The organism is Delftia sp. ZNC0008 (genome assembly GCF_000799035.1).
GTDB lineage: Bacteria > Pseudomonadota > Gammaproteobacteria > Burkholderiales > Burkholderiaceae_C > Comamonas > Comamonas tsuruhatensis.
Map to the genome: position 1 here is coordinate 1 of NZ_JTKZ01000747.1, position 9,505 is coordinate 9,505.

The 9,505-nt window shown below is 68.1% G+C and carries 11 protein-coding genes and 1 pseudogene; 2 read left to right on the forward strand and 10 right to left on the reverse strand.

Annotated features, from left to right (window positions below; genetic code table 11):
• The 4 genes and pseudogenes from L995_RS24365 to L995_RS24380 all read right to left on the reverse strand — a co-directional run.
• Window positions 1–634, reverse strand: a pseudogene (locus tag L995_RS24365) (leucyl aminopeptidase); the annotation flags it as partial.
• Window positions 635–750: 116 nt separating this feature from the next.
• Window positions 751–1,140 carry a thiol-disulfide oxidoreductase DCC family protein gene (locus L995_RS24370; protein ID WP_013801838.1) on the reverse strand — a complete coding sequence of 130 codons (390 nt, stop codon included), beginning with the start codon at window positions 1,138–1,140 and terminating at the stop codon, window positions 751–753.
• Window positions 1,137–1,712 carry a DUF4166 domain-containing protein gene (locus L995_RS24375; RefSeq protein WP_043821221.1) on the reverse strand — a complete coding sequence of 192 codons (576 nt, stop codon included), beginning with the start codon at window positions 1,710–1,712 and terminating at the stop codon, window positions 1,137–1,139. The genes L995_RS24370 and L995_RS24375 overlap by 4 nt, the downstream gene beginning before the upstream one ends.
• Window positions 1,709–2,824, reverse strand: a complete 1,116-nt coding sequence (locus L995_RS24380; RefSeq protein WP_013801836.1) for a saccharopine dehydrogenase family protein — start codon at window positions 2,822–2,824, stop codon at window positions 1,709–1,711. Before L995_RS24380 ends, L995_RS24375 begins: the two co-directional genes overlap by 4 nt.
• Window positions 2,825–2,969: 145 nt before the next feature.
• Between L995_RS24380 and L995_RS24385 the strand changes: the two genes are divergently transcribed.
• Window positions 2,970–3,308 carry a DUF6616 family protein gene (locus L995_RS24385; protein ID WP_047473989.1) on the forward strand — a complete coding sequence of 113 codons (339 nt, stop codon included), beginning with the start codon at window positions 2,970–2,972 and terminating at the stop codon, window positions 3,306–3,308.
• A 62-nt stretch (window positions 3,309–3,370) separates the two neighbouring features.
• Here the strand turns inward: L995_RS24385 and L995_RS24390 are convergent, their stop codons facing one another.
• The 3 genes from L995_RS24390 to L995_RS24400 are packed head-to-tail and all read right to left on the reverse strand — an operon-like array spanning window position 3,371 to window position 5,998.
• Window positions 3,371–4,045, reverse strand: a complete 675-nt coding sequence (locus L995_RS24390) for an RraA family protein (RefSeq protein WP_047473990.1) — start codon at window positions 4,043–4,045, stop codon at window positions 3,371–3,373.
• 40 nt (window positions 4,046–4,085) lie between these two features.
• On the reverse strand, window positions 4,086–5,072 hold the full coding sequence (locus L995_RS24395; protein ID WP_016450417.1) for a Bug family tripartite tricarboxylate transporter substrate binding protein: 987 nt from the start codon (window positions 5,070–5,072) through the stop codon (window positions 4,086–4,088).
• A gap of 47 nt (window positions 5,073–5,119) precedes the next feature.
• The gene (locus L995_RS24400) at window positions 5,120–5,998 is read right to left on the reverse strand and encodes an NAD(P)-dependent oxidoreductase (RefSeq protein ID WP_082001621.1); all 879 of its coding nucleotides are present in this window, start codon (window positions 5,996–5,998) and stop codon (window positions 5,120–5,122) included.
• Between the two features lie 188 nt (window positions 5,999–6,186).
• On the opposite strand from L995_RS24400, the gene L995_RS24405 reads away from it, so the two are divergent.
• The gene (locus L995_RS24405) at window positions 6,187–6,843 is read left to right on the forward strand and encodes a GntR family transcriptional regulator (RefSeq protein WP_047473992.1); all 657 of its coding nucleotides are present in this window, start codon (window positions 6,187–6,189) and stop codon (window positions 6,841–6,843) included.
• 6 nt (window positions 6,844–6,849) lie between these two features.
• Here the strand turns inward: L995_RS24405 and L995_RS24410 are convergent, their stop codons facing one another.
• From L995_RS24410 to L995_RS24420, 3 genes are all read right to left on the reverse strand, one after another.
• Window positions 6,850–8,103, reverse strand: coding sequence for an MFS transporter (locus tag L995_RS24410; protein ID WP_047473993.1), 1,254 nt, complete (start codon window positions 8,101–8,103; stop codon window positions 6,850–6,852).
• An 84-nt stretch (window positions 8,104–8,187) separates the two neighbouring features.
• Entirely contained in the window at window positions 8,188–8,625 is a 438-nt protein-coding gene (gene aroQ / locus L995_RS24415; RefSeq protein WP_013801830.1) for a type II 3-dehydroquinate dehydratase, read from the reverse strand.
• Between the two features lie 56 nt (window positions 8,626–8,681).
• A partial coding sequence (locus L995_RS24420) for a Gfo/Idh/MocA family protein (protein ID WP_047473995.1) occupies window positions 8,682–9,505 on the reverse strand: 824 nt, incomplete at its 5' end.

The window sequence follows — 9,505 nt, forward strand, 5'->3', positions numbered from 1 at the left end:
CCGCGTCCCATTGCCGGTAGCGCGCGCCATGGCGCGCGGCCAGGTCGGCCACGGCCTGGGCCAGCTGTTCGGGACCCAGCTGGTTGGCAGGCAGGTTGACCAGCCGCCGCACCTCGCCAATGGCGGCAGCCATTGGCGCGACGGCGGCCTGCTCATCGGGGCTTGCCACCAACCGAGCGAGTGATAGAGCGAGTGATGGAGCGGTTGCCGCATCCGACTGCCGCGCCTGGCGGGTCGATGGCAGCGCGCCCAGTGCCCAACCCAGCAGCAGATGCGGCCTCTGAGCCTCATCCGCATCGGCGAGCGCATAGGTGCCGGGCGGCAGCGCCGCCGGCAGGCCGGCCAGCTGCCACAGCAGCTGGTCCGGGTCCACGCCGACCAGCACGCCAGCGAGGGCAGTGCCCTCGCTCTGCCCTTCCCTCTGCACTTCAGCCTGCATGCCAGGCAACAGCAGGATGCGGCCCGGCTGCGCATCAAAGCCTGCGGCGCGCGCCCATCGGGCCTGGGCCGGGGGCAGTTGCTCCAGCACGGCCGCCAGCGTGGCGGGCGTGGCACGGTGCAACGCCGTGGCGGGTTGGGGGGAAGTGGCGAATGCGCCGGATTGGGAAGGGGAGCTTGTGGCAGGGCTGGACATGGTGCTGGCAAAGCGCGCCAGCCTAAGGGCCGACTCCGCTTGGCGCAAACACGCCTGCCGCATATGCAAAGCAGAAATGATTGGTGGACGTCTGCATGCAGGCGGGCCGCAGCCGCTCAGTCCAGAAAGCGCGCGGCCACCTGCGGATCGGGCACCATGCACTGCGCGCTGCGGCCAAACCAGCGGTAGCGGTTGCGGGCCAGCCAGCGGTACAGCCCATCGCGCAGGGGGCGGGGAATCAGCCACGCCGCCCATGCCAGCCGCCAGGGCCAGCCCAGGCCATGGAGCACGCGCAGGATGGCGTCCGTGTGCTGCCAGGAACGGTCCCCATCCACCAGCAGCAGCGTCTGCAGACCTTCGACCCGCAGGCCTGCATCGGCCAGCATCCTGCCGCCGGCCTCGCCCTGGATGGAGGCAAAGCGGAACCTGCCGCGCCTGTCGTGCCTCAGCAGAAACTGCACCCAGCCATTGCACAGCAGGCATTGGCCGTCGAACACCACAATCATGATTCGCCCTCCTTGGGCACTGAAGTGTCTTGCCGCACCGTGGGCAATTGCAGATGCCCGCTGTAGCTGGCGACCACGCCCACCCAGGGCACGGCTGCCTCGATGTGGAAATGCAGGCGATCCCCCTCGCCGCGCTCCTCGGCCACGATGCGCGGCTCCAGCCAGGCCGGGCAGGCCATGCCCAGAAAGCGCAACTTGCGCAGGCGCATCACCAGCCGATTGCCATCGGCCTCCAACCCGAAGCTCAGCCGCGCTGCGCCCAGGGATTCGATGATCTGCCCGTCCTGCAGGCGCAGGCTGGAACGCATGGTCTGCGCGGGAAAGTGGCGGGTCCAGACCTCACGCTGGGGCTGGGCATGCAGCGCGAAGCGGATGGGCCCCTCGCTGGCGCGCAGCGGCGTGCCCAGACACAGCGCCAGCAGCCGGGCCGCCAGGGACTGCGGCGCCTGGGTGCGGACCCAGCCATGGAGCTCATGGCGGCCCGTCAGGCGGTGGAAGGCCTGCACGGCGGGGTCCAGCCGGGCAAAGCGCTCGCCCATGGCCTGCTCGTACATGGACAGCCTCCGACTCATGGATGGATCTCCCTCATGCGGATGTCCAGGCCACGGGCCTCCTGCTCGAAATCCTCCAGGGTCAGCAGGCCCATGCAGGGCATGGCGCCCACAGCGGGCAGTTGGCCTGCCGCCAGCTTCCGCGCCAGGGCCGAGGCGGCAAGCGTGGGCACATAGGGGCCGTCGCCCGACCCGGCGACCAGCACCCAGAGGCGCTCCTGCACGAAGCCCTGTGCGTCCCGCCCACGCACGCACACATGCATGGCACCCGCATCGCTGCCCCAGTCCTTGAAGCAGTCCGCCGCGCGCTTGAGCCACGCGGCGTGCACCGACCAGTCGCGCACCAGGCCCAGGCGCGCCAGCCAGGCCATGGCATTCATGCCCCTGTGCAGAAATGCCAACTCCAGCCCCGCGCCAAAACGCACGCCAGGCTTGCCCGCATACCGGGGTGCCAGCAGTACCAGATCAGGCACATCGCAGGGCGACAGCAGCCGCGCCCCCACAGGCTCGGGATAGCGGTGGCGCCAGCTGCCCGACCAGCCGAACACCGGCTGCGGGCCAGCGGACGCGAGGCGCTTGCCGCAGTAGCTCAGGATGCCGGCCACCGTGGACAGGCCGCGCTCCGTGCGGTTGCCGGGGCTGATGCCTATGTCGATGGAATCCACGCAGGCCATGCCGCCTGCCAGCCGATCGGCCACCGCCGTGGACAGTGCGGGGACGGAACTGGCCCCGCTGGTCAGCAGCACGCCCCGGGCCAGCGCAGCGGCTTGCAGGGCGGTGATGCCGCCGACGAAGTCGCGGCCATCGGCCAGGTCCACGTAGTGCACACCCGCATGGGCGCAGGCCTGTGCCACGCGATGGTCCTGCCCCTGGAAAGGGCCTGAGGTATGGATGAGGAGATGGATACCATGCTCCTGGAGCCGGGCCTGCAGCCCCGGGTCCATGGCGTCCACCGCCACGGCGGACAGCCCGGCATGGGCATCGGGCAAAAGCGCATCGACCAAGGCCTGTGCCTTGGCGCCCGAGCGGCCCACCACCACGATGTGCAGCGCCTTCTGCCGTGCCAGCCGGCGCACCAGCCGGCTGCCGAAAAAGCCATATCCCCCGACAACCATCACCCTGAATTCGTGCATGCGCCAGTGTAGGGCCGACCGGTCGCCAGGACGGCGGTGGCAGCATTTCCCTCCAAGGTGTTTCATCAGGAAAATATATGATTAGCCACCATACAATATGCCGACAACACACCTGGCGCACAGCGCCTCAACCCCAGGAAACACCATGTCCCACTATCTGGTCGAGCTCTATTCCCCCAACCCCGCCTGGCTGGCCCTGCCCGCCGCGCAGCGCCAGCAGTTTCTGGAAGGGGTTGCCAGCGCCATGGGCAGCCTGGCTGCCATGGGCGTGCAGGTGCTGGCCCTGGCCGAGACCGAGCGCGGCCTGGACCAGGCCAGCCCGCACCGCTTCCTGGGCATCTGGCGCTTTCCCGATACTGCCGCGCGCGATGCCCTGCTGGCGGGCATCAAGGCCAGCGGCTGGTACGGCTACTTCGACCATGTGAACGCGGCCAGCGGCACGGGTGGCCTGGAAAGCCATCTGAAGGCGCTGGCCGAGGCCTGAGGCGGACGGGTGATGGGTGATGGGTGATGGATGGGTGCAGGATGGATGCTGCAGCGCCGGCGCTACGGCTGAATCGGGCAGCCCAGACGCTTGAGCGTCTCGTCGATCCATGGCGCGCTGTAGGTACCGGCAGCAATGTCGGCCACCATCTTGGCCTCAACCATCTGCTTTCCGTGTGCTGCATCCAGCAAGGTCTGCGCCTGCGCATAGGGTACGCACAGCAAGCCATCGTCATCGCCAATCATGAGGTCACCGGGCTCGATCACCATGCCATCGATGGCGATAGGCACATTGATTTCGCCCGGGCCATCCTTGTAGGGTCCGCGGTGCGTGACGCCCGCGGCGAATACCGGGAAGCTGCCTGCACGAATCCATGCCGCGTCGCGGATCGCGCCATTGATCACGATCCCGCCCAGCTGGCGACGCATGGCGTCTCCGACCATGATTTCTCCGATGAGTGCGTTGGTGACGTCGCCGCCCGCATCCACCACGATCACGTCACCTGGGCTGGCCAGTTGAAGTGCCTTGTGGAGCATGAGGTTGTCGCCCGGGCGTGTCTTGATGGTCAACGCGGGGCCGGCCATGCGCCCGCCGCCGTGCATGGGGCGCAGCCGCGCGCCGCCAGCCGTCATGCGGGCCATGCAGTCGCTGACGTTGGCGACAGGCACGTCGAGATAGCGCCTGGCAATATCCAGGCTGACAGCGCGTTGCCGCTTCAGAATTTGAAGACCGATCATGGTGTGGTGCTCAGAGTGGATGGAATGAAAGCCGTGCCGCTCAATCGAGCGTGGTGCCAGAGCTCTTGACGATGGGTGCCAGGCGTGCGCGGTCGCTGGCGTAGAGCCTGGCCATGTCCTGCGGTGTGCCGGTGATGAGTTCGGCGCCGGAGTCGGCGATCTTCCTGGCCGTGTCGGGTGCGTTCACCACCTTGTTGATGGCTTCGTTGAGCTGCCTGACGATGGCGTCGGAGGTGCCGGCCGGGGCCATCACGCCCCACACGCTGGCCAGCTCCACGCCCTTGATGCCGGATTCGGTGTAGGTCGGCACGTCGGGCAGCAGCTTGGAGCGGCTCGCGGTGGTCACGCCGATGGCGCGCACCTTGCCCGACTGGATGTGCGACAGCAGCGTGGGGATGGAGCCCATGTACATGTCGATGCGCCCGCCCAGCAGGTCGGGCATGGCCTGCGCCATGCCGCGAAACGGCACGTGGGTGAACTTCACATTCGAGCTTTTCTGCCAGGCCTCGCTGATGAGGTGCGAAATGGTGCCGGTGCCCGGCGTGGCAAAGCTCAGGCGCCCGGGTTCCTTCTTCGCCGCCTGGATGATGTCGTCCAGGGACTTGTACGGGGAATCGGCATTCACCACGAGCACGGCCGGGCCGGCTGCGACCAGGGCCACGGCGCGCAGGTCCTTGTCGGGGTTGTAGGTGAGCTTGGAGTACAGCAGCGGGTTGAGCACCACGTTGTCGGTCTGCGCCATCACCAGGGTCAGGCCGTCGGCGGGGGCCTTGGCCACCTGGTCCAGAGCCAGGTTGCCACCGGCCCCGGGCTTGTTCTCCACCACGATGGCCCACCCATGGGCCTCGGTGAGCTTGGTGCCGACCAGCCGCGTGAGGTTGTCGGTGCCGCCACCGGCCGGAAAGGGCACGATGAACCTGATGGGGCGCTGCGGATAGGTGCCCTGGGCATGGGCCGGAGCCATGGCGGCAGCGGTCAGTGCCAGCAGGCCGGCGAGGGCCAGGCGGCGTCGGGTCGGGGTCGTCATTGCGGATGTCTCCTTTGGTGGTGTCGGTTGGCGCAGGGGTACGTTGATCAGGCTTGGCTGGCGAGCACGTGGCTGCCCAGCCAATCGATGGCCTCGTCGGTGGAGGTGCCGGTGAAGGGCTGCACCGCATGCGCCCGGGCCGTGTCGGCGAACAGCGCCTCGACGGCGGTCAAGGCGATGGGCGTCAGGCCGTTGCGGGCCATCTGCTGCCGGGCCTCGGCCACCTCGTTGCGGCGGCGTGCGGAATGCGGGATGTGCGTGCGCACCATGGACTCCATCAGCGTGCGCAGCGGTGTCTCGTCGATGTCCTGCAGCACGGCATGCAGTTGCTCGCGCAGGCCCATCTGCTGGGCCGTCACCAGGCACTCCACGGCCAGCGCCTCGGCCCCCTTGGTGTAGATGCTGCGCAGGAGCTTGAGCGCGGCGGCATCGCCCGGCTGTCCGCCCACCACGCGAACGGAGCCGCCAAAGGGCAAGAACAATTCCTGTACAAAACCGGCCTTGCCACCGGCCACGAGCAGCGGCGTCTTGCTGCCGCCCAGGTTGACCGCGCCGGTGATGGCCACGTCCACGAAGTGCACCGCCCTGCCCTGGGCGACGCGCCGGGCCAGCTCGCCGCATTCGCGCATCTCCTGCGGGTCGGCCGTGGTCATGTCCACATAGACCACGCCATCGCGCAGATGGGGCAGGCAGGCCTCGAACAGGCTGCGCGCCACGGTGCCGAACACGGCGCTCACCACCACGTCGGCCTCGGCCAGCCAGGCGCCGGGCGCGGCATGCACCTGCGCGCCAGCGGCCTGCACGGCGTCGGCCACCGCAGCGTTGGGCTGCAGGTCGCACAGGCCCACCAGGCTGTGCCCCTGCTCCAAAAAGGCCTGCATGTAGCAGGCGCCGACCATTCCACCACCCAGTATTGCGAACTTCATAAAAGTACAAATTTAAAACATTGATCGCAGTCTATGGAGTGCACCCCAGATCCATTCATAGAGATTTCCCGTAGAACTGCGAATTTTTGTACTTATTTTGTACTTTTCTGGATGAAGAGCACCGCAGCGAGCCCTTCCGTCGTCACCTAGAATCGGCGCACCATCCCCACCCACCTGGTGCAAACACAGTGCAAAACGTGAAAGACAAGGCGTACGAGGTTCTGCGGCAGCGGCTCATCGGCGGCCACTACCGACCCGGCGAACAGCTCAAGGAGGAACCCATTGCCCGCGACCTGGGACTGAGCCGCACGCCGGTGCGCAATGCGCTGCACCGCCTGGTGGAAGATGGCCTGGCCACCGATGGCGCGGGCCAGGGTATCCGCGTGTCGGAGTGGAGCGACTGGGATGTGGAGGAGACCTTCCAGCTGCGCATGCTGCTGGAGCCGTACGCCTCGTTCCTCGCGGCCACACGCGGCGGCGAGGGGCTGGCCGATGAGCTGGCGGCCAGCAACCAGCGCATGGAGGCCGGCATTGCCGCTGGCCACGACGGCATTGGCGAGGTGCAGTCAGCCAACCGGGATTTTCACCACGCGCTGATCGAGGCATCGGGCTCGCCGCGCCTCAAGACCATGCTGGCGACGATGATCGACATGCCGATCATCAAGCGGTCGTTCTACATCTACACGCCCGAAGAGCTGGTGCAAAGCCTGCACCACCACTGCGACCTGGTGATCGCCATACGTGCCAGGGACGGGGAGCTGGCACGCCAGGTGATGCAGCTGCACCTGCGCATGTCCTACCACCGGTTCATGAAGCATCGGGGGGAATACCGCGCGGATGCATGAACAGTGTCATGACCGGGGCTGAACCCTTTGCGCTGACGGCACCCGGTACAGCCACGGCAGCCAGACAAAGGCGATGAGGACCAGCACAACGCCCGCCAGCGCCATGGGCAACACCATCGGCCAGGCACCGTGGCGCATGGTCGGATCGACAAATTGCGCCGCCAGCTGGCCGGCGCAGAAGGCCACGCACATGATCGCAAAGCCCGAACACGACACGGCCCGCCCAGCCAGCTGCGGCGGCAGGCCACCCACCGCGCCCGCCTGGCCGCAAGGCTGGTGCAGGCCATGGCCCAGTGCATACACCGCGTGCCCCAGCAGCAGTGGAAAGGGCGAGGTCGGCGCCAGCACGCAGCCGGCGATCTGGATGCACGGCCCCAGCAGACTGAGCGTAGCGCCCAGCTGCACCGTGCGCACCGGCCCGTGGCGCGACAGCAGGCGCCGGCACCATGTGATGCCGAGGATGTAGACCAGCGAGCCGCCCGCTGGAATCCAGCCGTAGAGCACGGGCGACAGGCCGAACAGGTCGACGTACACCATCGGCGACAGCAGCAAAAAGCAGAAGATGCCGCCGTAGGTGGCTGCGGCCAGTGCCGTCCAGGCGCAAAAGCCGGGGTCGGCGATCACCTGGCGCACACCGCCAGCGGATACGGATACGGGTACGGATGCGAGGACCGGGGCAGACTCCGCTGGCACTTGCCGCGTCTCGCTGAAAGTGCGCCAGCACAGTGCCAGCAAAGCCAGCGAGTAGACGCCCATCGCCACCAGCACCCAGCGCCAGCCGGTGGCCTGGACGCCCCATGCACCGGCAATCGGCGCCACCAGGGCCACCAGCCCCAGGCCCATCAGGCCGCGGGCCATGATGCGCGGCCCTTCATGGGCCGGATACAGGTCGCGCACCGCAGCCCGTGCGCACACCAGGATGGCCGCCATGGCCGCGCCCTGCACGGCGCGCCAGGCCACCAGTGCGTCCGCGCTGCCCGCCAGCGCACAGCCTGCCGCCGCTGCCGTGTAGCAGGCCAGCCCCGTCAGCAGCACGGGCCGGCGCCCTAAGCGGTCGGACAGCGGTCCGCACACCAGCTGGGCGACACCGAAGGCCAGCATGAACACGGTCAGGCTGCTGCTGGCCGAGCCCAGGTCGCGCGCGATCTCGGGCAACGCCGGCAGATAGCCATCGGTGGCGACCGGCTGCGCGGCCAGCAGCAGCGGCAGCAGCAGGAGAAAGGAAACGGAGCGGCGCGGGCCGGGATCAGCGAAGTTCATCTCAATGAAGCCTGGTCACGGCATGCGGCGCGTCGAGCGAGGGAGTTCGAAGGACGATACATGGCCAGTTGCGCGCCATGCATCCTATGCGACGGCGGACAGCACGGCCCGCAGGCCCAGCAGATAGCTGTCCGCGCCGAAGCCGCAGATCTGGCCCCGGACGATGTCGGCAAACACCGAGTGGTGGCGGAAGGGCTCGCGCGCATGGATGTTGCTCATGTGGATCTCCACCACGGGCACGGTGAGCATGGCCAGCGCGTCGCGGATGCCGTAGCTGTAGTGCGTCCAGGCGCCGGCGTTGATGAGCACGCCATCGACGCCGTCCCGAAAGCCCTGGTGGATGCGATCGCACATGGCGCCTTCGCAATTGGTCTGGAAGCTGTCCACCTCGCAGCCCAGCTGGCTGCCCAGGCTGCGCAGCGAGGCGTCGATCTCGGCCAGCGTGACCGTGCCGTATTGGGCGGGGTCGCGCTGGCCGAACATGTTGTGGTTGATGCCGTGCAGCATCAGGATCTTTTTCATGGAGGCTCCGTGGCTTGATGTCATGGATGGAGGATGGCGCGCCGGTGATGTCCGGGTCACGCCGTGGTGTCGATGGCGGCGCCCATGCGGGCAGCCTCTGCAATGGCCTCGGTGATCTGCAGGTTGCGCAGGCCGTCGTGCACGCTGACCAGAGGCTGCGCCAGGCCGCGCGCCACCTGCGCGAAATGCGCCATCTGGCGCACCAGCGGGTCTTCGCGCTCCATGGCGGCCACATCCAGGTCGAAGGGCTCATTCCAGGAGCGCTGGCCGGCCGATGCATAGGTCTTCAGCCGCATGCTCGGTATGGCCAGCGAGCCGAAGGTGCCCGCCACCAGGTAGCAGTCTTCGTCCTCATAGCTGGCATAGGCCTTGTTCTCCTGCGAGGTCTGCTCCCAGCTGCGCGCGCTGGCGGCCGTGTCCGAAAGCACAAAGCTGCCCAGCGCGCCGCTGGCAAAGCGCAGGTTGATGGCCACCGTGTCTTCCACGGCAAAACCGCGCGTGGCATGCGAGGCAAAGGCCTGCACGGCCACGATGTCGCCGCACAGCATGCGCAGGTTGTGGACCTCGTGGATCATGTTGAGCAGGATGGGGCCGCCACCGGCCTCGCGACGCCAGGAGCCTTCCTCGAAATAGGCGTCCGGCTTGTAGAACAGGGCCGCACCGGTCACGGCCACCAGGCGGCCCAGCCGCCCCTGGGCGATGAGGGCTGCGGCCCGCGCCATGATCGGGCTGTGGGCGCGGTGGTGGCCCACCAGCAGCCGGGCGCCGCAGCGATCGGCCAGCGCGGCCAGCCGCTGGGCCTCGGCCACGGTGGCGGTCACGGGTTTTTCCAGCAGCACGGGCAGGCGCGCATGCATGCACTGGGCCGCCTGCGGGGCAT